The sequence below is a fragment of the Pseudomonas sp. 10B238 genome (genome assembly GCF_000970615.1).
In the GTDB taxonomy this organism is placed as follows: Bacteria; Pseudomonadota; Gammaproteobacteria; order Pseudomonadales; family Pseudomonadaceae; genus Stutzerimonas.
The window spans coordinates 526,688-547,635 of the sequence record NZ_KQ033927.1 but is presented as its reverse complement, the minus strand read 5'-3'; the positions used below and the strand labels follow the sequence as shown (position 1 = coordinate 547,635).

Here is a 20,948-nt window from a genome sequence, read left to right as displayed (position 1 = left end):
AGGTTCGCTACGACTATGACTTTGCTGCTGCTGGCATCCCCGGGCTGAGCCTGATGACCCGCTACGTGTCCGGTGACAACGTCAACCTGGCCGGCGGCGGCGAAGGTGAAGAGTGGGAACGTGACACCGATATCGCCTATGTGGTCCAGAACGGACCGTTGAAGAACCTCGCCATGAAAGTGCGTAACGCCACGGTACGCAGCAATTTTGGCAGCGACATCAACGAAACTCGCGTGATCCTTAGCTACACCCTGGCGCTCTGGTAAGCGTCCTGAGCAGCACCGCAATACCTCCTCGTTGATCCTTTACCGGGCCCTTGCGGCCCGGCTTTTTTCAGCAGTCTCCATGCGTACGGCAATGCCGCACAAGCCGCATCGCTACCCGCTTTTTACTCAAGCGAGCGTTTGAAAACGATGCTTGCAACAGCTTGCAAACGGTTGTTATCGTTTACGTAAAGGTCATCCATAGACCTGCGCCATAACCAACAACAATAATCAAGGTTAGAGGGCATCCCATGGCACCTGAGTTCGTGCTGGAAACGCGCGGTCTGACCAAGGAATTCCGCGGCTTCACCGCAGTGGATTCCGTCGATTTGCGTGTGCAGAAGGGACACATCCACGCACTGATCGGCCCCAACGGTGCCGGCAAGACCACAGTGTTCAACCTCCTCACCAAGTTTCTGACGCCCACACGCGGCGAGATCCTCTATCGCGGCAAAGCGATCACGTCGATGAAGGCCAACCAGATTGCCCGCCTCGGGCTGGTTCGCTCGTTCCAGATCTCGGCGGTGTTCGGTCACATGAGCGTGTTGGAAAACGTCCGTGTCGCCCTGCAGCAAAAGCTCGGCACGTCCTATCACTTCTGGAAGTCCGAACGGTCACTGCGCGAGCTCGATGAGCGAGTCATGCAGTTGCTCGCCGAAGTGGACCTGGAGTCCTACGCCCAGACGCTCGCCATCGAGCTGCCCTATGGCCGGAAGCGCGCTCTGGAACTGGCGACCACGCTGGCGCTGGACCCGGTCGTGCTGCTGCTCGACGAACCCACGCAAGGCATGGGCGGTGAAGACGTCGACATGGTCGTAGCTCTGGTCCGCCGAGCTGCGGTGAACCGCACGGTGCTGATGGTCGAGCACAACCTGAGCGTCGTCAGCCGGCTCTGTGACCGCATCACTGTACTGGCACGGGGTTCGGTTCTGGCCGAAGGCGACTACGAAAGCGTTTCAGCAAATCCCGAGGTGCGCGAGGCCTACATGGGCAGCGAAGCCGACGCAGAGGAGGCTCACGCATGACGCCCAAAGCTGACCGCGACCAGCTGCGGGTCGACGACCTGCATGCGTTCTACGGTGAATCGCACATCCTGCATGGGGTCGACCTGGTGGTCGGGCGCGGCGAACTCGTCACCCTGCTGGGGCGCAACGGCTCAGGCCGTAGCACCACGCTGCGCGCCATCATGAACATGGTGGGACGGCGGACCGGCTCCATCATCGTCAATGGCAACGAAACCATCGGCATACCCGCCCACCAGATACCCAGGCTCGGCGTGGGCTATTGCCCCGAAGAGCGTGGGATCTTTTCCAGCCTCAATGTCGAAGAAAACCTGTTGCTACCGCCCACCGTGCGCAGTGGCGGCATGGGATTGGACGAGCTTTACGACATGTTCCCCAACCTCTACGAGCGCCGTTTCAGCCAAGGCACCCGGTTGTCCGGCGGCGAGCAGCAGATGCTGGCTATGGCGCGAATCCTGCGCACCGGTGCCAATCTGCTACTGCTTGATGAGATCACCGAAGGGCTGGCCCCAGTGATCGTGCAGAAGCTCGCGGAGGTCCTGATCAAGCTGAAGAAACGCGGCCTGACCATCGTGCTGGTTGAGCAGAACTTCCGCTTCGCCGCGCCACTGGCCGACCGTCATTACGTGATGGAGCACGGGCAAATCATCGAAGAGATCAGCGCCGCCGACCTGGATTCGAAAAAGGAGTTTTTGAATAGCTGTCTGGGGGTGTGACCGCCCTCGTCATGGAAGCCAGCCGGTCCGCAGTACATGCCGGTCATCAATAGCCACAACAAAAACAATCACAGTGGGTGAATATGAAAATGCTCAAGAAAACCGCAGCCGCCGTCCTCGTCTCCAGCATGATCGCCAGTGCTGCCCAGGCCGAAATCAGCAACGACGAAATCCGCATCGGCTATCTCGCTGACATGTCCGGCACCTACCGCGATCTGTCCGGTCCCGGTGGTCTCGAAGCGCTGAACATGGCCATCGAAGATTTCGGCGGCACGGTCGATGGCAAGAAAATCGTAACCTTCAACGCCGATGACCTGAACAAGCCGGATGTTGGCGCCAACACCGTGCGGCAGTGGATCGATGAACGTAACGTCGACATGGTCACTGGACTGGTGGCCAGCTCCGTGGTGCTGGCGGCAGCCAAGGTGGTGGAGCAGGGCGGCAAACTTGCACTGATTTCCGGCGCCGCCGCATCGAGCATTACCAATGAGTTCTGTTCGCCCAATCATATTCACTGGACGTACGACACCTTCGCCCTGGCCAACGGTACGGCCAACGCGGTCCTCAAGGATGGCGGCAAAAGCTGGTTCATCCTGACCGCCGACTACGCGTTCGGCCACGCAATGGAGGCCGATATCAAGAAGGTCGTCGAAGCCGAAGGCGGCAGCGTGGTCGGCACGGTCCGCCACCCGTTCCCGAGCAGCGACTTCTCGTCCTATATCCTTCAGGCGCAGGGTTCCGGTGCTGATGTTATCGCCCTGGCCAACGCCGGCGCAGACACCGTCAATTCATTGAAGACCGCGAGCGAATTCGGCGTGACGCAGTCCGGACAGCGTCTTGCTGGCATGGTCGTGTTCCTTAACGACATTCACGCCATGGGGCTGGACGTCACGCAAGGCCTGATGCTGACCACCGGCTGGTATTGGGACATGGACGAAGAAGCCCGCGCTTGGGCCAAGCGCTACGAAGAGCGTGTAGGCAGTATGCCGACCATGGTCCATGCCGGCATCTATTCAGCCGCCACTCACTATTTGAACGCGGTGAAGGAAACCGGTAGCGACGACACCGCAACCGTGCGCGCGCAAATGGCCAAGACTCCGGTCAACGATATGTTTGCCAAGAACGGCAAGATTCGCGAAGACGGCCGCATGGTGCATGACATGTACCTGGTGCAGGTCAAGACGCCCGCGGAGTCGAAAGGTGAATGGGACCTTTACAAGGTCATCAGAACCATCCCAGGCGATGAAGCCTTCCGCCCACTCTCAGAAAGTCAGTGCAAGCTGGTCACCCAGAACTGAGCGGCCTGCCCCAAGCCATTCCCCGGCCGCTTGGCCGGGGCGTCACGGACTTTTCTGGGTAGTGAATCATGACTCTCGTTTTCGGCGTTCCCCTGAGCGTACTGTTCGGGCAGCTGCTGCTCGGTCTGATCAACGGGTCGTTCTATGCGCTGTTGAGCCTTGGTCTGGCGATCATTTTCGGTTTGCTACGGATCATCAATTTTGCCCACGGTGCGCAATACATGCTCGGCGCTTTCGCGGCGTTCCTCGGGCTGAACTATCTGGGCATCAACTACTGGGCCGCATTGTTGCTCTCGCCTCTGCTGATCGGATTGCTGGGCATTGGAATCGAGCGCGGTCTGCTGCGTCGCATTGCCGGCGAGGATCACCTGTATGGTCTGCTGCTGACCTTCGGCCTGGCGCTGATCGTCGAAGGTAGCTTCGTCAAGCTGTTCGGCGTGTCCGGCTCGTCCTACCCGATGCCGGAATTGCTCAAAGGCGGGCACAACCTCGGGTTCATGTTCCTGCCAACCTATCGTGCCTGGGTCATCGTCGCTGCGCTGACGGTGTGCTTTGCGACTTGGTACATGATCGAGCGGACGCGGCTTGGCTCCTATCTGCGCGCCGGGACGGAGAACCCCAAGTTGATGCAGGCATTCGGCATCAACGTCCCGCTGCTGGTCACCCTCACGTATGGCTATGGCGTTGCGTTGGCCGCATTCGCCGGCGTGCTTGCCGCGCCCATCTACGCTGTCACGCCGGGAATGGGCTCCAATTTATTGATCGTGGTGTTCGCGGTCGTCGTGATTGGCGGGATGGGCTCGATCATGGGCGCGATCGTCACAGGGCTTGCGATGGGTCTGATCGAAGGGCTCACCAAGGTGTTCTATCCGGAGGCGGCCAACACGGTGATCTTCGTGATCATGGTGCTGGTCCTGCTGATGCGGCCGGCCGGTTTGTTTGGAAAGGAGGCATGAACATGTCGACTCAGGAAAGTGTTCAAGCCTCTGGCTTGCAGGCGACCTCCACCCAGGTCAGAGCCAATGCCGAGCGCGAACGTCGCCGTGCAGCTCGGCGGCGCATGTCCATTTTCTACGGCGTCTTGCTAGCCGTGGCGATGGTGGCACCGCTGATGGTCTATCCGGTGTTCCTCATGAAGCTGCTGTGCTTCGCACTGTTTGCCTGCGCCTTCAATTTGCTGCTTGGATACGCCGGGCTGCTGTCGTTCGGTCACGCAGCATTCTTCGCCTGTGGCGGCTACATCACCGGTTACATGCTCAGCACTTACAGTGGGTTGAGTACTGAACTGGGCATTCTGGTCGGTACGCTGGCCTCCACCGTGCTGGGGTTGGTCTTCGGTTTGCTGGCGATCCGCAGGCAGGGCATCTACTTCGCGATGATTACGCTGGCACTGGCACAGATGGCGTTTTTCGTCTTCGTTCAGGCGCCTTTCACAGGCGGCGAGAATGGTATGCAGGGCGTGCCGCGTGGCTATCTGCTGGGCCTGTTCGACATGCAGAACAACATGGCCTTGTATTACTTCGTGTTGTCGGTGTTCGTGATCGGGTTTGCCATCATCCAGCGCACCATTCATTCCCCCTACGGGCAAGTGCTCAAAGCGATTCGAGAAAACGAGCCGCGGGCAATTTCACTGGGCTACAACGTTGACGGTCACAAACTGCTGGCCTTTGTGATCTCCGCGGCGCTGACCGGGCTGGCTGGCTCAACCAAGACGGTGGTGTTCCAGCTCGCCTCGCTGACCGACGCACACTGGCACATGTCGGGTGAAGTGATTTTGATGACGCTACTGGGCGGTGTCGGCACCATTCTTGGGCCGATCGTGGGCGCAACCGTGGTGGTCACGCTGCAGAGCTCGCTGTCCAACGGGCCGTTGGGCGAGTGGGTGCACGTGATTCTCGGGGTGATCTTCGTGCTCTGCGTGCTGCTGTTCCGCTCGGGGATCGTGGGATGGGTGGAGCGGCTGATCAAGCGCAATTTCAAGTAGTACGCTGGCTATGACGTGGAGGGTGATGGTCTCCGGCCCCGCTTGAGCGGGGCCGGTTTCGGTCTCAGGCGTTCTGCCACGTGGCGCTGCGTTTTTCCAGGAAGGCATTGACCCCTTCTTTCTGGTCCTGCGTGTCGAACAACTCGGCGAACAGCTCGCGCTCAGCTGCCCAGCCGGCGGCTTGCGGTGCCTGCCGCGCATTCATCACCAAGCGCTTGCAGCGACTGACGGAGGAGGGGCTTTGCTGATCCACCAGGGCCGCCAGTTTGAGCGCCGCCTCGAGTGACTCGCCGCGACCGACCACCTCTTCAACCAGGCCGATCTTCTCGGCTTTCTGTGCGCTGATGCGCTCGCCACAGAGAATCATCCGCTTGGCCCAACCTTCGCCTACCAGCCATGGCAGATTCTGCGTACCGCCTGCGCAGGGCAACAGCCCAACCTTGGCTTCCGGAAGTGCCATTTGTGCCTGCTCTTCGGCGATGCGTATGTCGCAGGCCAACGCGCATTCGAGTCCGCCACCCATGGCGTAGCCATTGATGGCGGCAATCGACACACCGCGGAAATGACTCAAGGCTTCAAAGGCACGCCCGAACAACGCAGCGATTTCCTGCGCATTTTGCTTGTTGCCATCGGCAAACTGCTTCAGGTCGGCGCCGGCGGAAAAGAATTTTTCGCCTTCGCCGGTGATCACCAACGCATACACGTCAGGATTGTCGTTGAGCTGGCCGATGGTTTGTTCCAACGCAGCCAGCGACTCGCGATCCCATGTGTTGACTGGTGGATTGGCGATGGTCAGCAGTGCCGTGTGGTCGCGCATTTCGAGCTGGATCTTTTGGCTCATGTCGGTTCCTTGTGCTTGGAATGATGCGGATGTCGTGAGGCGAAACGGAGTTCGATAGACGAGCCTAGCAGCGTAAAAATAGTAAACCCATGGTGCGAAATGCAGAGGTATTCTGTGTTTTTGCACAGCGTGCCGCGGACAGCACGCGTCAATTTGATGGATCTGGAGTCTGCAGTGGACTGGGACAACCTGCGTTTTTTTCTCGAACTCTCGCGTGCGGGCAAGTTGACGGTCGCCGCGAGGCGATTGGCTGTAGACCACACCACCGTGGCCCGACGGGTGCAGGCGCTGGAAAAAAGCCTGGATCGACAGCTCTTCATCCGCGCCAAGGCGGGGTATCGGTTGTCCGAAGCGGGCCGCGAATTGCTGGCCCAAGCCGAGGCGATGGAAAGCGCCATCGCTTCCATCGAACAGCCGAGCCTGACCGCCGATAAGCTGTCCGGCCAGGTTCGCATTGGCGCCACCGAGGGGTACGGCACCGTGATGCTGGCGGGTCAGCTGGCCAACCTGACCCGTGATTACCCGCATCTCGGCGTGGATCTGCTGGCGGTGCCACGCTCGGTCAGGCTGGCGCGACATGAGGCGGACATCGTCATCACTCTGGAGCGTCCCGAGCGCGGCCCCTACGTGATCACCAAACTCACCGACTACGTGCTGCGGCTCTACGCGTCAGAAACCTACCTGGCGTCACACCCGCCTATCCGCAGCCGCGAAGACCTCAGCGGCCATGTGTTCGTCAGCTACATCGAGGACCTGCTGTACAGCAAGGAGCTGTTCTACCTCGACGAGATCGTTCGCCCCCGTCAGCACTCGCTGCGCAGCACTAGCATCCTCGCCCAGCAGGAAGCCGTCGCCGCTGGAGCAGGGCTGGCGATCCTGCCGGCGTTCCTGGCGGCCAGGGAGCCGTTGCTCAAGGAGGTTCTGGTCGGCGAGGTCGAATTTACTCGAACCTTCTGGATGTTGATGCCGGTGGAAAACAAGGACCTGGCGCGGATGCGTGTGTGTTGGGACTTCCTGCGGGACGTGGCTGCCAACAGTCATGACGTGATGATGGGGCGCGCATGAACCGCGACGGCAAAAACACCATTTCCATCCGGCTGGTGGAGGAGGCGCTGCAGGGTTTCACCTCGTCTTCGCAATCAGCCGAAGAGCTGCTGCGCCAGCTTGGGCTCGGCGATATTGACCTGGCCGACAACGATGCGCGTGTCGATGTGGCTGATTTCAGCAAACTCTGGCGGCGCCTGGCGCGGCAGTTCGACGATGAGTTTTTCGGTATGGATGCGCGGCGTATGCGCACCGGCAGTTTCGCCTTCGTCTGCCGCGCGGCCATGGCCCAGTCGACACTCGATACAGCGCTTCGTGTGGCGCTGGATTTCTTCAGGCTGACCTTCGAAGGCTTCCGCGGCGAGCTGTTTCGCAGCGAAAGCCTGGCGGAGATCACGCTGTCGGAGCCGGAAGATGCGCCGCCGCTCAGGGCCTTCAGCTACTTCACTTTCTGGATGCTGCTGCACGGTCTGGCCTGTTGGCTGGTAGGACGGCGTATCCCGCTGCTAGCCGTCGAGCTGCGTTGCGAAGAGCCGGCCTATACCGATGACTACCGGGTGATGTTCTCGCGCAACCTGCGTTTCGCACGGCCCAGCACGCGGGTCATCTTCGCTGCCGAGGTGCTCGGCCTGCCAGTGCGCCGCAGCGAGCAGGAGCTGCACGGGTTCCTGGCCCATGCGCCGTCCAACATCCTGGTCAAATACCGCGACACCACGAGCCTCGCCAGCCGCATCAAGGCGCAGCTGCGTGAACTGCCCGCCGAACAGTGGCCGACCAGTGAAGCGCTGGCGCGGACGTTGTGCGTATCAGCCTCAACTCTGCGCCGCCGATTGGCCGAGGCAGGGCAGACCTACCAGGCCATAAAGGACCAGGTGCGCCAGGAAATGGCCACCCTGTGGCTGGCGGACGCCTCGATCACCTACGCCGAAATTGCCGAGCGCCTGGGTTTCGCCGACGTCAGTTCGTTCTACAAGGCATTTCGCAAATGGTCCGGGACCAACCCGGGGCAGTACCGCAGCCTGATCTTGCGTGGCGATGAAGGGCCATAGCCCATTTGTAGATGCTAGCGGGGCCTAGTCCTTGCTGGTGATCCGGTCTATTGGTTGGGCCTTGGATCGCCATCAAGCTGGGCTCCTACAGGACTGGCAGGACGAGTACAAACGTCGGCCCGCTCGCCGTCGCGCTTTTCGTAGGAGCGAGCTCGCTCGCGATCAGGCGCTAGCTCAGTTGCGCGGGATGGCGAAGCACGGATCGCCAGTAAGCTGGCTCCTACAGGGCTGGCAGGGCGACTACAGACGTCAGCCACTCGCCGTCGCGCTTTTCGTAGGAGCGAGCTCGCTCGCGATCAGGCGTTAACTCAATTCACGCGGGACGGTGAAGCACGGATCGCCAGCAACCTGGCTCCTACAGGACTGGCAGGACGAGTACAGACGTCAGCCGCTCGCCGTCGCGCTTTTCGAAGGAGCGAGCTCGCTCGCGATCAGGCGCTAGCTCAGTTTGCGCGGGATGGCGAAGCACGGATCGCCAGCAAGCTGGCTCCTCCAGGGCTGGCAGGGCGACTACAGACGTCCGCCACTCGCCGTCGCGCTTTTTGTAGGAGCGAGCTCGCTCGCGATCAGGTGTTAACTCAGTTCACGAGGGGCGGTGAAAGCACGGATCGCCAGCAAGCTGGCTGCTACAAAGTCAATCATGGACCCGCACGGCCCATAGCGTGCACCCGTGCCAGCTGCCTTGGCCAAACCAGTCACCGCGATTGCCCGTAACGACCATTGTCCGTATCCCTCGGTCTGAAGAAGATGAACTCAGATGGACCCGGCAGCTCGCCTGCCGCGATACCTAACATCTTCTCGAGGTCGTGCTGTGGATATTCAAGGCAAAGTCTTCCTGATTACAGGCGGTGCGTCCGGCCTGGGCGCTGCGGCTGCCGAAGCGCTGGTCGCAGCCGGTGCCAAGGTGGTACTGGCGGACATCAATCAAGCATTGCTGAACGAACGCAGTGAAGCGCTGGGGGCGAACGCCATCGGCGTGGTGACCAACGTGTGTGATGAGACCGCCGCTCAGGCTGTCGTGAACGCAGCGGTCGAGCATTTCGGTGGTCTGCACGGGCTGGTCAACTGCGCCGGCGTTGCCAGTGGCGAAAAGATCCTGGGTCGCCAGGGACCGCACGGACTGGACAGCTTCAGCAAGGTCATCGGTCTCAACCTGATCGGCAGCTTCAACATGTTGCGTCTGGCGGCAGAAGCCATTGCCAGGGGTGAGCCGGACGAGCAGGGCAATCGCGGCGTGATCATCAACACAGCCTCCGTTGCGGCTTATGACGGCCAGATTGGCCAGGCCGCCTATGCGGCCTCCAAGGGCGGCGTGGTCGCGATGACGCTACCAGCGGCCCGCGAACTGGCGCGTCACGGTATTCGCGTGATGACCATTGCCCCGGGCGTGTTCGAAACGCCGATGATGGCCGGTATGCCGCAGGAAGTCCGCGACTCGTTGGCGGCTGGCGTGCCATTCCCACCGCGTCTTGGGCGCGCCAGTGAATACGCAGCGCTGGTACGCCATATCATCGAAAACGACATGCTCAACGGCGAAGTGATCCGCCTCGACGGCGCGCTGCGCATGGCCGCGAAATAATCGGAGACAGCAATGCACAACGATCCAATCGTGATTCTGGGCTCGGCCCGCACGCCCATGGGCGGTTTCCAGGGCGATCTCAAAAGCCTCAGCGCGCCGGAACTGGGCGCGGCAGCGATTCGCGCAGCGGTAGAGCGCAGCGGTGTCTCGGCTGAACAGGTTCAGGAAGTGCTGATGGGCTGCGTCCTGCCAGCCGGTCTCGGTCAGGCACCGGCGCGCCAGGCCGCGCTCGGCGCGGGGCTGGGCAAGGCAACCGCTTCCACCACCCTGAACAAGATGTGTGGCTCAGGCATGCAGGCGGCCATTCTGGCGCACGACGCGTTGCGCGCGGGCAGCGTCGATTTGATCGTCGCGGGCGGCATGGAGAGCATGTCCAACGCGCCTTATCTGCTAGAAAAGGCCCGTAGCGGCTACCGCATGGGGCACGGCAAGGTGCTCGACCACATGTTCCTCGATGGCCTTGAAGATGCCTATGACAAGGGCCGCCTGATGGGCACCTTTGCCGAGGACTGCGCGCAGAACCACGGCTTCACCCGCGAAGAACAGGACGCCTACGCCCTGACATCGCTGCAGCGTGCGCGCGACGCTATCAGCGCCGGCCGCTTCGCCAGCGAGATCGTCCCGCTGGACGTCACCCAAGGGCGCGAGCAACGGACCATTCGCGACGACGAACAGCCGCCCAAGGCGATGCCGGAAAAGATCCCGTCCCTCAAGCCGGCGTTCCGCGAAGGCGGCACCGTTACCGCCGCGAACTCCAGCTCCATCTCCGATGGCGCCGCTGCTCTGGTACTAACACGGCGTTCCCAGGCAGAGCAGCTCGGCCTGAAGCCGCAAGCGGTGGTTCATGGCCATGCGGTGTTCGCCGATGCGCCCAACCTGTTCCCGACCGCGCCCATCGGTGCCATCCACAAGTTGCTTGAGCGCACCGGCTGGAGCCTCGACGAGGTGGATCTGTTCGAGATCAACGAAGCCTTCGCCGTGGTCAGCATGGTCACCATGCGCGAGCTCGGGCTGGACCACGCCAAGGTCAACGTTAACGGCGGCGCCTGCGCCCTGGGCCACCCGATCGGTGCGTCAGGTGCTCGAATCCTGGTGACACTGATCGCGGCTCTGCGCGACCGCGGCCTGCGCAAGGGCATCGCGGCCATCTGCATCGGCGGTGGCGAAGCGACTGCCATGGCCATCGAACTGCTCGACTGAGGACTGCTCATGCTGCTCAATGATGACCACACCAGCATCCGTGACATGGCCCGGCAGTTCGCCCAGGAGCGGCTGAAACCCTTCGCTGCGGAATGGGACCGCGAGCATCGCTATCCGGCCGAAGCGATTGCCGAAATGGCCGAACTCGGCTTCTTCGGCATGCTGTGCCCGGAGCAATGGGGCGGCAGCGACACCGGCTACATTGCCTACGCATTGGCGCTGGAAGAGATTGCCGCCGGCGATGGCGCCTGCTCGACCATCATGAGCGTGCATAACTCGGTGGGCTGCGTGCCGATTTTGCGGTTCGGCACCGATGAGCAGAAGCAGCGCTACCTGACGCCGCTGGCCAGCGGCGAGCAGATCGGCGCCTTTGCCCTGACCGAACCGCATGCCGGTTCCGACGCCAGCAGCCTGCGTACCCGCGCCCGACGTGACGGCGATAGCTACGTGCTCAAAGGCGCTAAGCAGTTCATAACGTCCGGTCAGCATGCCGGCACGGTGATCGTGTTTGCCGTGACCGATCCGGACGCCGGCAAGCGCGGCATCAGCGCGTTTATCGTGCCGACCGACACACCGGGCTATCAGGTGGTACGGGTCGAGGACAAGCTCGGCCAGCACGCCTCGGATACCTGCCAACTGGCGTTCGAAGACATGCGTGTGCACGAGTCGCAACGATTGGGCGAGGAGGGCGAGGGGTATCGCATCGCCCTGGCGAACCTGGAAGGTGGCCGCATCGGCATCGCCGCTCAGGCGGTCGGCATGGCGCGCGCAGCCTTCGAGGCTGCACGCGATTACGCTCGCGAGCGTGAAGCGTTCGGTAAGGCCATTAGCGAACACCAGGCCGTCGCCTTTCGCCTCGCCGACATGGCCACTCAGATCGCCGTTGCCCGTCAGATGGTCCTTCACGCCGCCGCATTGCGCGAAGCTGGCCAGCCCGCTTTGGTTGAAGCCTCCATGGCCAAGCTGTTCGCCTCGGAAATGGCGGAGAAGGTCTGCTCGGCATCGATCCAGACACTGGGCGGCTACGGTTACCTCAAGGACTTCCCTGTCGAGCGCATCTACCGTGATGTGCGGGTGTGCCAGATCTATGAGGGCACCAGTGATATCCAACGCTTGGTGATCGCGCGCAATCTTGGGGAATGAGGCATGCGCTTCGCCCGTGGCTGGTCGTAGGGTGGATCGCGCTTCACCGATCCACCTGTGAGATCGCATCGCCGCTTTGGTGGATGGATAAAGCGCCATCCACCCTACGGGGTCGGAGAGTCAAACGAGCCCCATCGTTTGATGTCACTCACGGGACTGGCCGCCAGGAGCATCACGGCGAATTCAACATCACCTAAGGGGGATGCAGTATCCCCTTGCCCCTTGAGGCGAAGCCTTGCCGATTCGAAATAGGGGCCTTTGATTTCCCCCTGGCTAGCTACAACCACAGCGGCATCGTCGGTCACGGCCGCCGCGTATCCACTCCAACCACTGCTGGAAGATTCAGTGGTCTGGTGACTGCTCATCAACGGTAGCCCGACGGTAACGAATACGGTTGAGATAAGACCTTCGCCAAGATCGCGCGCCTATAGCAGGCACGGTGCGCCTATACAGGCTTCCGCTGATACCGTTGGGGTTACAAATAGGGCCGTGAGAAAGGCAGCGAGCAGGTAAGTAGGATGCTTGGCGATGACAGACATGATCGATCCTTGATTGTCTGGTGAGTGTTAAGCGTCGCGCATTGAATCCTATACCGGGGAAGAGATAGCGGGCCTGTTTCACAAGGATGATCGTTGAAAAGCGTTGCCAGGGCGCTTGGATGGAAAGCGCTCCACCGAACCGCCCGGTCGCTTTGTCTGCTGTGCGAATCCTTCATCTCGCGCCTGATCAGTCCCAGCCACCTGCATCTTCCGACACTCTGATCGACCCCGGCGTCCGTGAAAAGCGTGGCGCGGGGGCGGCGTGCAGGGCGCCGTCGATGTTGCGATAGACGCCACGTTGTTGCATGTGTGAGTGCTGCGCGGCTTCTTCCAGGGTGAGCACTGGGGCAACGCAGGCGTCGGTCTCTTCGAGTACGGCGCACCAGTCTGCCCGGCTGCGGCTGGCGAACAGCGCGGCGAGTTGTTCGCTTAGCTCCGGCCATTGCGCCGGGTCATTGCAGCCTTCGCGCAAGGATTCGGGCGCATCGATGTGCTGCATCAGTTCGGTCAGGAACTGAGGTTCCAGCGGCCCGATGGCGATGTCGCGGCCGTCGGCACAGGTGTAGCAGCGGTAATGCGGTGCGGCGCCCGACAGCAGATTGCGGTCGCGTTCAAGGGAGATGGCGCCGCTGGGCAGGAGCCCTGCGAAGAAGCTCATCATCGAGGACACGCCATCAACGATCGCGGCGTCGACCACCTGACCCTGGCCTGACCTTTCCCGTTCCCATAATGCGGCCATGATCCCGAACGCCAGATACAGCGAGCCGCCGCCGAAGTCGCCAACCAGGTTGAGTGGTGGAATCGCTGGGCCTTCGCGATTGCCGATCGCAGCCAGTGCGCCGGTGATCGCCAGATAGTTGATATCGTGGCCGGCACGCTTGGCTAGCGGTCCGGTCTGGCCCCAACCGGTCATGCGGCCATAAACCAAACGCGGGTTGCGCCCGCGAACCTGTTCCGGTCCGAGCCCCAAGCGTTCCATCACGCCGGGCCGAAAGCCTTCGATCAGCACATCTGCGCCTTCGGCCAGCGCCAGGCAGCGTTCGCGTCCGGCGTCGGTGCGGATGTCCAGCGTGAGGCGCTTGCGGCCGCGATCAACCACCGGATTGGGCCAGCCATTGCCGCCCTCGCGCTCGATGCACATCACCTCGGCGCCAAGGTCAGCCAGTAGCATCGCGCAGTGTGGACCGGGCCCGATGCTGGCGAACTCCAGCACGCGCAGGCCGAGCAGCGGGCCTTGGCGGGGTGTGGCGGTGGCGGTCGACATAAGGCGCGTTCCTGTTGGTGATGGGATCCATCGCGCCCGTACGTGCAGGTGGACTGAAACCCACCCTAGGGGTCGCCAGGTGGCTCGCCGGAGATGACTGGGTGAAACCGCAAAACGGCGCGGCCCGCTACGTTCGCTCGGCTGGGTGAAATCGGTGGGCTGAAGCCCACCCTACGGTAGCCACGGTCCCGTCCCCCAGGTTCTGCCGCGCTAAAGGCTCGCCGCGTCAGCTGCGTTTTCCTCCAGCTCTATCAAGTGGTCGCGGTAGCGGTCGCGCAGGGTTTTCTTGTCGATCTTGCCGGTCGCGGTCAGCGGGACGGTGTCGATGATGACGGCGTCGGGCATCCACCATTTGACGATTTGCGGCTCCAGGTAGGCGAGTACGGTGTCGATGCAGATGTCGGCCTCGTCGTGGGGTTCGATGATGAGGATCGGGCGTTCTTCCCATTTCTCGTGGGCCACACCGACCACCGCTGCGATGCGCACACCGGGGCAGGCCACAGCGATGTTCTCGATGTCGATAGAGCTGATCCACTCACCGCCGGACTTGATCACGTCCTTGCTACGGTCGGTGATGCGCATGTAGCCATTGGGGTCGAGGGTGGCGATGTCGCCGGTGTCGAACCAGCCATCGGCGTCCAGTGCGCTGGTTTCGCTGCGGAAATAGCGCTCGACCGTCCAAGGACCGCGCACTAGCAGGGCGCCAGACGTGACGCCGTCATGCGGCAATTCGTTGCCCGCCTCATCGACGATCTTCAGTTCGATGCCGAATTGCAGGCGCCCCTGGCGGGTCCAGATCGCTTCGTTGGTGGCTGCTTCGCCCATGGCCGCGAGCTTGGGCGTCGGGGTGGCGACCACGCCGAGGGGGCTGGTTTCAGTCATGCCCCATAGCTGGCGGACGCTGACGCCATAACGCGTCTCGAACTTCTCGGCCAGCGCACGGGGGACGGCCGAACCGGCGATCACCAGGCATTTGAGCTGGCCGGTGTCTTCGCCCGTGCGCTCTAGATGATTGAGGTACATGGTCCAGATGGTCGGCACGCCGCCGGAGAATGTCACGCCCTCGTTCTGAATCAGCTCCTGCAGGCTGGCTCCGTCCATCTTGTCGCACGGCAGCACGAACTTGCAGCCGTTGATGGCGGCCGTGAAGGGCACGCCCCAGGCGGTGGCGTGGTAGAGAGACGAGCAAGGCATGATGCAGTCGAATGCGGAGAAGCCGAAGGCGCCGGTGAGGCCAGCCGCCATGGCGTGCAGGACGACGGAGCGGTGGCTGTAGACCACGCCTTTCGGGTTGCCGGTGGTGCCGGAGGTGTAGCAGAGCATCGCGCCGGCGTTTTCGTCGAACTGCGGCCAGTCGGTGACCGGCTGTTCCTGCGCGATCAGCGTTTCGTAACTCAGCGCGCCGACCTCGCCTGGTTCGGTGCGCTGGGCATCGGACAACATGATGAAGGTGTGTGCTTTTTCCAGGTGCGGGCGCACACGCTCGACCAAGGCCAGGAAGCTGCGGTCGAACAGCAGCACGCCACTGCCGGCGTGGTTCAGAGTGTAGATGATCTGTTCGTCCGACAGCCGTGGATTGGCCGTGTGCAGCACCGCGCCAATGCCGGGCACGGCGAAGAACAGCTCGAAGTGGCGATGGGTATTCCAGGCCAGCGATGACACCAGGTCGCCGGGCTTCACCCCCAGCTTGCGTAACATGCTGGCGGCTTGGCCGGCGCGTTTGGCGAGCCCGGCGTAGTCGTAGCGCCAGATGGGTTCATCCACCAGCCGAGAGACGATCTCGCGGTCGCCGTGGGCGAGGGCTGCATGGGTCAGGATGCCGCTGATCATCAGCGGGGTCTGCTGCATCGTACCTTTGAGCATCGTCGTATCCTTTTTATTGTTGTCTGGATAGCGGTCGCGCTTACCGCCATCTCGCTCGGGATTACTGCCTCGGGGTGTTTCGTTCTTCAGCTTCTCTGATAGTCGGGCCTTTGATCGCCAGCAAGCTGGCTCCAACAAGAGCAGGTGATACCGAAGACAATCAGGCGGGTCATGAATTGCCGTCCGCGGAAACTTCCAGGGATCATCTGATCCCTGGCAAAACCTGATGCTGCCTTCACGCTTATAGGGGTTGATCACAACCCGTAGTTATTCAACTCCCTCGCAATCAACAGTCGCTGAATTTCGCTCGAGCCTTCATATATCTGGGTTATGCGCGCATCGCGGTAATAACGCTCGACGGGGTAGTCCTCCAGGTAGCCGTAGCCGCCGTGGATCTGCATGGCTTTGGAGCAGACGTATTCGGCGACTTCCGAGGCGAACAGCTTGGCCTGGGAGGCTTCGGACAGGCAGGGCAGGTTGGCGCTGCGCAGGCGTGCGGCATGCAGGATCAGCAGGCGCGCGGCATTCAACCGGGTGTGCATGTCCGCCAGCATGTTGGCCACGCTCTGGTGCTCGATGATCGGCTTGTCGAACTGGATGCGCTCACGGGCATAACCCAGCGCTGCTTCGAACGCCGCGCGGGCGATGCCCAGGGCCTGGGCACCAATGCCGATGCGGCCGCCTTCGAGGTTGGAAAGGGCGATTGCCAGACCCTTGCCTCGCGGGCCGAGCAAGTTGGCTTCTGGAATGCGGCAGTCGCGCAAGGTGACGCCGCAGGTGTCCGAGGCGCGGATGCCCATCTTCTTTTCCATGCGATCGACAACGAAGCCGGGGTTGTCGGTGGGGACCAGAAACGCGGACAGGCCTTTTTTACCGAGATCCGGATCGGTGACCGCGAAGACGATGGCGATCTTGGCGCGCTTGCCGTTGCTGACGAATTGTTTGGCGCCATTGATCACCCACTCGCCGTTTTCCAGCACGGCGCGGGTGCGCAGGTTGTGTGCCTCGGAGCCGGCCTGAGGTTCGGTGAGGGCAAAGCAACCGATGGCGCGACCTGCCGCCAGATCCGGTAGCCATTCGTCCTGCTGTTCGGGCGTGCCGTATTTGAGGATCGGACCGCAGCCGACCGAGCTGTGAATGCTCATCAACGCCCCAATGGCGCCGTCACCTGCCGAAATTTCCTCGACCGCCAGGGCGTAGGCGACATAGTCGATATAGGTGCCGCCCCATTGCTCGGGCACGATCATACCCAGCAGCCCCAGCTCGCCCAGCTGGGTCACGGTTTCGTCTCCGATCCAACCGGCCTGTTCCCACGCTTGCGCCTTCGGCGCGATCTCGGCGCGGGCGAAGTCGCGCGCCATGTCGCGGATCATCCGTTGCTCTTCGCTCAGTTCGATGTCTTGCATAAAATCAGTTCCTAGTCGGCGAAGAAGGCCGCCACGCGTGCTGGCGTCACTTCCTCCAGCGTAGGCGGGTTCCAGCGCGGGTTCTTATCCTTGTCGACGATCAGCGCCCGGACGCCTTCGATGATGTCGCCCTGATCGAACCACTGTCGGTCCAGATGCAGCTCCATGGCGAAGCAGTCGGCCAGCGACAGGGTGCGGCCGCGGCGGAGCATCTCTAGCGTGACGCTGACCGAAAGCGGCGAACGGCTGTCGATCACCTTCAAGGTCTCGGCCGCCCAGTCGCGGTACTCGGGGTGCTCTTCGGCGGCCAGCGACTGGCGAATCGCAGCGACGCTGTCATGGGCGAAATGCTTTTCGATAGCCGGGAATAACGCTTTGAACGGTGCATCCGGCAGTTCGGTGCAGCCCATCGAAACCAGAAGGTTGGTCAGCGCTTGCAGCGGCGGCATCGACCAGTCCTGCTGGTCGAGGCATCGTTCGAGTTCCGCGAATTGCTCGTGCGGCACGCTGTAATCGGCGAGACCGGCATACAGCGCATCAGCAGCATTCACATGGTTGCCGGTCAGGCCCATGTAAATGCCAAGGTTGTTCGGCAGGCGCGACAAGAAGTAGCTGCCGCCGACATCAGGGAAATAGCCGATACCGACTTCCGGCATGCCCATGCGCGTACGTTCGGAGATCACCCGCAGCGAGGCGCCTTGAACCAGCCCCATGCCGCCGCCTAGGACGAAGCCATTCATCAGCGCCATCAGGGGTTTGATATACGCATGAATGTACTGATCGAGCGCGTATTCCTCCTCGAAAAACTCGCGGTGCAGGCTGTCGCCGCTTTTGTAGCTGTCGTACAGCGAGCGGATGTCACCACCGGCGCAGAAGGCTTTCTCGCCTGCGCCGCGCAACACCACGGCCACCACGTCTTGGTCGTCAGCCCACTGCTGCAACTGGCAGTGCAGCATCCTCACCATCTCCAGGGTGACGGCATTCAGCCCGGCGGGGCGGTTCAGCGTGAGATAGCCGACGCGATTGCGTACCTCGATCAGTACCGGCGCTTCTGCCTGGGTCATGTCTAGTCCTCTTGGCGGTAAAGTTTGATGATCGCGGAGAAGTCCAGCCCACCGTGACCTTGCATGCTGAAGGCCTGGTACAGCTGCTGCGCGAGACCACCGAGGATAACCGGCTGGCGCACTTGTTTGGCCGCTTCGCTGGCCAGCCCGAGGTCCTTGAGCATCAGGTCGGTGCCAAACCCGCCGCTGTAGCCGCGCGAGGCCGGGCCGTTCTCCAGTACACCAGGGAAGGGGTTGTTGATCTCCGATGCCCAGCATCTGCCGCTGGATGAGTTGATGATTCCGGCCAGAACCTTGGCGTCCATCCCCAGCGCGACGCCAAGGGACATGGCTTCGGCCACGCCGATCATCGAGATGCCCAGCAACATGTTGTTGGCGACCTTGGCCACCTGCCCGTTGCCGGTGTCGCCACAGTGCACGATGTTCTTGCCCATTGCGGCGAGGATCGGCTGCGCTTTCTGGAAATCCGCCTCGCTGCCGCCGACCATAAACGTCAGGGTGCCGGCTGCGGCGCCGACCGTGCCGCCGGATACCGGGGCATCGAGCATGGGGTTGCCATTCCGCGCGGCTGCCGCTGCGACTTCCCGTGCGGACATCGGGTCGATGGTGGAGGAGTCGATCAGCACTACGCCGGACGGTACATGCGCGAGCAGCCCGTCCTCACCGAGGTAGACCTGCTTCACATGGGCAGCCGCAGGCAGCATGGTGATGATGGTTTCGACACCTGCCTGGGCGATTGCAGCCGGCGATGTGGCCTCTTTGGCACCCGCTTCGACCAGCCCGGAGACCGCCGTTGCGGAAAGATCGAAGACAGTGACCTCATGCCCGGCTTTGAGCAGGTTGCGGGCCATGGGCCCGCCCATGTTGCCGAGTCCGAGAAATCCGATATGCATGGCCGTTTCCTTCTTGTTATTGGCGGCTGATTCGACGCCCTGCGCGCAGGCAGGGCGTCGTAGCGGTTACTTGAGGTTGATGGTGGTGTTCACCGGGCCGCCGACTTCGTTCTCGTCGAACCAGCGCTGGGTGACGGTCTTGGTCTGAGTGTAGAACTGAACCACCTGCTTGCCGTACGGGCCGAGGTCGCCGAGCTTGGAGGCACGCGAACCGGTGAAAGAGAACATCGGCACCGGTACTGGGATCGGCACGTTGATGCCTACCTGGCCGACGTCGATCTCTTCCTGGAAATGCCGGGCTGCCGCGCCGGAGCGGGTGAAGAGGGCGGTGCCGTTGCCGTTGGGGTTGGCGTTGATCAGTTCGATGGCTTCATCGAGCGTGTCGGCCTGCATCACGCAGAGCACCGGCCCGAAGATCTCTTCGCGGTAGATGCTCATTTCAGGCTTCACGCCGGAGAAAATGGTTGGCCCGACGAAGTTGCCTTTCTCAAAGCCAGCCACCTGAGGGTTGCGGCCGTCCAATACCAGTTCGGCGCCTTCCGACACGCCGCGCTCGATCAGCGAACTGATGCGATCCAGCGCCGCACAGGACACCACCGGGCCAACATCGGTGCCGCTTTCAGCGCCTGCGTTGATCTTCAATGTCTTGGCTTTGGCGATCAGATCCGGCAGCCAGCTCTGCGCCTCACCCACGAGGATCAGCACTGACAGCGCCATGCAGCGCTGACCGGCCGCGCCGAACGCAGCGCCCGTGAGGTTGTTGAGGGTCTGCTCCTTGTGGGCATCCGGCAGGATGATGCCGTGGTTCTTCGCGCCCATCATGCACTGCACGCGCTTGCCGGCCTGACTGGCGCGGTTGTAGACGTGGGTGCCGACCTTGGTCGAGCCGACGAAGGAAACGGCCTTGATATCCGGGTGGTCGCAGATCAGGTTCACCGCATCGGCGCCGCCATGGATGACGTTGAGCACGCCCGGCGGTACGCCCGCTTCCATCGCTAGTTCGGCGAGACGCATGGTCACCATCGGGTCCTGCTCGGATGGCTTGAGGACGAAGGTATTACCGGTAGCAATCGCCATCGGGAACATCCACAGCGGGATCATCGCCGGGAAGTTGAACGGGGTAATCCCGGCACAGACGCCCAACGGCTGCAGCAAGGTGTAAGTGTCCACACCCGTTGCGACGTTGTTGGCCAGCTCGCCCAGCTGCAGATTGCCGATCCCGGCGGCGTGCTCGACGACTTCTAGCCCCCGGAACACATCGCCCTCGGCATCGGGCAGCGTCTTGCCCTGTTCCGCCGTGAGGATCGCGGCCAGCTCCTTCATGTTTTCACGGATCAGCTGCTGGTACTTGAGGAAGATTCGCGAGCGTACGCCGATGGGGGTCTTGCGCCAGGTCTTGAAGGCTTCCTTGGCACTGGCAACGGCGGCATTCATTTCCGCTTCGGTAGCGAAAGGCACGCGGGCCAGGACCTCCTGAGTCGCCGGGTTGATGATGTCGCGCCACTCGCTGGTGGACGACTCCATCAGCTCACCGCCGATCAGGAGTTTGACTGTGGGGATGGCACTTGACTGGGTCATGGCGTGTCCTAGCGATTGTTGTTATTCGGATAGGCAAGTCGATGGAGCTGTCCTGATCCTAGAGTGCATATTTGTCAACATCAATGCGGCTCGATGCATAGCTGGTCTGCATAAATGCACAGGCTATGCTTCCAGCGAATGTGGCGGGCTGCTGAAGCTCGCCGCCTCGCTTGGTTCAGTAAACTCTGCTAGCGGGACACCC

Annotated in this window: 19 protein-coding genes; 11 read left to right on the top strand and 8 right to left on the bottom strand. The window is 62.0% G+C overall.

Annotated elements, in window-relative coordinates; genetic code table 11:
* From RT21_RS02315 to RT21_RS02290, 6 genes are all read left to right on the top strand, one after another.
* Positions 1-266: OprD family outer membrane porin (locus tag RT21_RS02315; RefSeq protein ID WP_046161418.1), on the top strand; the 266-nt coding region annotated here is incomplete at its 5' end.
* A gap of 248 nt (positions 267-514) precedes the next feature.
* A complete protein-coding gene (locus RT21_RS02310) occupies positions 515-1,288 on the top strand; it encodes an ABC transporter ATP-binding protein (RefSeq protein WP_045426899.1) in 774 nt (257 codons plus the stop codon).
* Positions 1,285-2,001, top strand: coding sequence for an ABC transporter ATP-binding protein (locus RT21_RS02305; protein ID WP_045426904.1), 717 nt, complete (start codon positions 1,285-1,287; stop codon positions 1,999-2,001). Before RT21_RS02310 ends, RT21_RS02305 begins: the two co-directional genes overlap by 4 nt.
* A gap of 83 nt (positions 2,002-2,084) precedes the next feature.
* A complete protein-coding gene (locus RT21_RS02300) occupies positions 2,085-3,299 on the top strand; it encodes an ABC transporter substrate-binding protein (protein WP_045426906.1) in 1,215 nt (404 codons plus the stop codon).
* A 68-nt stretch (positions 3,300-3,367) separates the two neighbouring features.
* Positions 3,368-4,255 (top strand): branched-chain amino acid ABC transporter permease, encoded by an 888-nt coding sequence (locus tag RT21_RS02295; RefSeq protein WP_045426908.1) that lies wholly within the window; start codon positions 3,368-3,370, stop codon positions 4,253-4,255.
* A gap of 2 nt (positions 4,256-4,257) precedes the next feature.
* Complete coding sequence (locus RT21_RS02290; RefSeq protein ID WP_046161417.1) at positions 4,258-5,283, top strand: branched-chain amino acid ABC transporter permease; 1,026 nt, start codon at positions 4,258-4,260, stop codon at positions 5,281-5,283.
* A 64-nt stretch (positions 5,284-5,347) separates the two neighbouring features.
* On the opposite strand, the gene RT21_RS02285 is transcribed toward RT21_RS02290, so the two are convergent.
* Positions 5,348-6,124 (bottom strand): enoyl-CoA hydratase, encoded by a 777-nt coding sequence (locus RT21_RS02285; protein WP_046161416.1) that lies wholly within the window; start codon positions 6,122-6,124, stop codon positions 5,348-5,350.
* Positions 6,125-6,298: 174 nt separating this feature from the next.
* Between RT21_RS02285 and RT21_RS02280 the strand changes: the two genes are divergently transcribed.
* The 5 genes from RT21_RS02280 to RT21_RS02260 all read left to right on the top strand — a co-directional run bounded on the left by RT21_RS02280 (position 6,299) and on the right by RT21_RS02260 (position 12,139).
* Positions 6,299-7,189 carry a LysR family transcriptional regulator gene (locus RT21_RS02280; protein ID WP_046161465.1) on the top strand — a complete coding sequence of 297 codons (891 nt, stop codon included), beginning with the start codon at positions 6,299-6,301 and terminating at the stop codon, positions 7,187-7,189.
* Positions 7,186-8,217 (top strand): AraC family transcriptional regulator, encoded by a 1,032-nt coding sequence (locus RT21_RS02275; RefSeq protein WP_046161415.1) that lies wholly within the window; start codon positions 7,186-7,188, stop codon positions 8,215-8,217. The genes RT21_RS02280 and RT21_RS02275 overlap by 4 nt, the downstream gene beginning before the upstream one ends.
* 811 nt (positions 8,218-9,028) lie before the next feature.
* Positions 9,029-9,796 (top strand): SDR family NAD(P)-dependent oxidoreductase, encoded by a 768-nt coding sequence (locus RT21_RS02270; RefSeq protein WP_046161414.1) that lies wholly within the window; start codon positions 9,029-9,031, stop codon positions 9,794-9,796.
* A gap of 12 nt (positions 9,797-9,808) precedes the next feature.
* Positions 9,809-10,996: an acetyl-CoA C-acyltransferase gene (locus RT21_RS02265; protein ID WP_046161413.1), complete on the top strand. Its 1,188-nt coding sequence runs from the start codon at positions 9,809-9,811 to the stop codon at positions 10,994-10,996.
* 9 nt (positions 10,997-11,005) lie between these two features.
* Positions 11,006-12,139 carry an acyl-CoA dehydrogenase gene (locus RT21_RS02260; protein ID WP_046161412.1) on the top strand — a complete coding sequence of 378 codons (1,134 nt, stop codon included), beginning with the start codon at positions 11,006-11,008 and terminating at the stop codon, positions 12,137-12,139.
* A 104-nt stretch (positions 12,140-12,243) separates the two neighbouring features.
* Here the strand turns inward: RT21_RS02260 and RT21_RS24325 are convergent, their stop codons facing one another.
* From RT21_RS24325 to RT21_RS02230, 7 genes are all read right to left on the bottom strand, one after another.
* Positions 12,244-12,504 carry a DUF2388 domain-containing protein gene (locus RT21_RS24325; protein ID WP_156155709.1) on the bottom strand — a complete coding sequence of 87 codons (261 nt, stop codon included), beginning with the start codon at positions 12,502-12,504 and terminating at the stop codon, positions 12,244-12,246.
* A 361-nt stretch (positions 12,505-12,865) separates the two neighbouring features.
* Entirely contained in the window at positions 12,866-13,942 is a 1,077-nt protein-coding gene (locus tag RT21_RS02255; protein WP_046161411.1) for a CaiB/BaiF CoA transferase family protein, read from the bottom strand.
* Between the two features lie 210 nt (positions 13,943-14,152).
* Entirely contained in the window at positions 14,153-15,805 is a 1,653-nt protein-coding gene (locus tag RT21_RS02250) for a long-chain fatty acid--CoA ligase (protein ID WP_371263592.1), read from the bottom strand.
* A gap of 254 nt (positions 15,806-16,059) precedes the next feature.
* Entirely contained in the window at positions 16,060-17,211 is a 1,152-nt protein-coding gene (locus tag RT21_RS02245) for an acyl-CoA dehydrogenase family protein (protein WP_046161410.1), read from the bottom strand.
* Positions 17,212-17,222: 11 nt separating this feature from the next.
* Positions 17,223-18,275, bottom strand: a complete 1,053-nt coding sequence (locus RT21_RS02240; protein WP_046161409.1) for an enoyl-CoA hydratase/isomerase family protein — start codon at positions 18,273-18,275, stop codon at positions 17,223-17,225.
* Positions 18,276-18,277: 2 nt separating this feature from the next.
* On the bottom strand, positions 18,278-19,168 hold the full coding sequence (mmsB, locus tag RT21_RS02235; protein WP_046161408.1) for a 3-hydroxyisobutyrate dehydrogenase: 891 nt from the start codon (positions 19,166-19,168) through the stop codon (positions 18,278-18,280).
* 66 nt (positions 19,169-19,234) lie between these two features.
* Positions 19,235-20,746: a CoA-acylating methylmalonate-semialdehyde dehydrogenase gene (locus tag RT21_RS02230; protein ID WP_046161407.1), complete on the bottom strand. Its 1,512-nt coding sequence runs from the start codon at positions 20,744-20,746 to the stop codon at positions 19,235-19,237.
* Positions 20,747-20,948 lie beyond the last annotated feature (202 nt).

What these genes read in the sequence shown, in the direction of transcription:
- RT21_RS02300 (WP_045426906.1), top strand. Translation starts at nt 2,085, where the DNA reads ATGAAAATGCTCAAGAAAACCGCAGCCGCCGTCCTCGTCTCCAGCATG.
- RT21_RS02230 (WP_046161407.1), bottom strand. Translation starts at nt 20,746, where the DNA reads ATGACCCAGTCAAGTGCCATCCCCACAGTCAAACTCCTGATCGGCGGT.
- RT21_RS24325 (WP_156155709.1), bottom strand. Translation starts at nt 12,504, where the DNA reads ATGAGCAGTCACCAGACCACTGAATCTTCCAGCAGTGGTTGGAGTGGA.
- RT21_RS02290 (WP_046161417.1), top strand. Translation starts at nt 4,258, where the DNA reads ATGTCGACTCAGGAAAGTGTTCAAGCCTCTGGCTTGCAGGCGACCTCC.
- RT21_RS02295 (WP_045426908.1), top strand. Translation starts at nt 3,368, where the DNA reads ATGACTCTCGTTTTCGGCGTTCCCCTGAGCGTACTGTTCGGGCAGCTG.
- RT21_RS02265 (WP_046161413.1), top strand. Translation starts at nt 9,809, where the DNA reads ATGCACAACGATCCAATCGTGATTCTGGGCTCGGCCCGCACGCCCATG.
- mmsB (WP_046161408.1), bottom strand. Translation starts at nt 19,168, where the DNA reads ATGCATATCGGATTTCTCGGACTCGGCAACATGGGCGGGCCCATGGCC.
- RT21_RS02285 (WP_046161416.1), bottom strand. Translation starts at nt 6,124, where the DNA reads ATGAGCCAAAAGATCCAGCTCGAAATGCGCGACCACACGGCACTGCTG.
- RT21_RS02305 (WP_045426904.1), top strand. Translation starts at nt 1,285, where the DNA reads ATGACGCCCAAAGCTGACCGCGACCAGCTGCGGGTCGACGACCTGCAT.
- RT21_RS02255 (WP_046161411.1), bottom strand. Translation starts at nt 13,942, where the DNA reads ATGTCGACCGCCACCGCCACACCCCGCCAAGGCCCGCTGCTCGGCCTG.
- RT21_RS02245 (WP_046161410.1), bottom strand. Translation starts at nt 17,211, where the DNA reads ATGCAAGACATCGAACTGAGCGAAGAGCAACGGATGATCCGCGACATG.
- RT21_RS02275 (WP_046161415.1), top strand. Translation starts at nt 7,186, where the DNA reads ATGAACCGCGACGGCAAAAACACCATTTCCATCCGGCTGGTGGAGGAG.
- RT21_RS02240 (WP_046161409.1), bottom strand. Translation starts at nt 18,275, where the DNA reads ATGACCCAGGCAGAAGCGCCGGTACTGATCGAGGTACGCAATCGCGTC.
- RT21_RS02250 (WP_371263592.1), bottom strand. Translation starts at nt 15,805, where the DNA reads ATGCTCAAAGGTACGATGCAGCAGACCCCGCTGATGATCAGCGGCATC.
- RT21_RS02310 (WP_045426899.1), top strand. Translation starts at nt 515, where the DNA reads ATGGCACCTGAGTTCGTGCTGGAAACGCGCGGTCTGACCAAGGAATTC.
- RT21_RS02260 (WP_046161412.1), top strand. Translation starts at nt 11,006, where the DNA reads ATGCTGCTCAATGATGACCACACCAGCATCCGTGACATGGCCCGGCAG.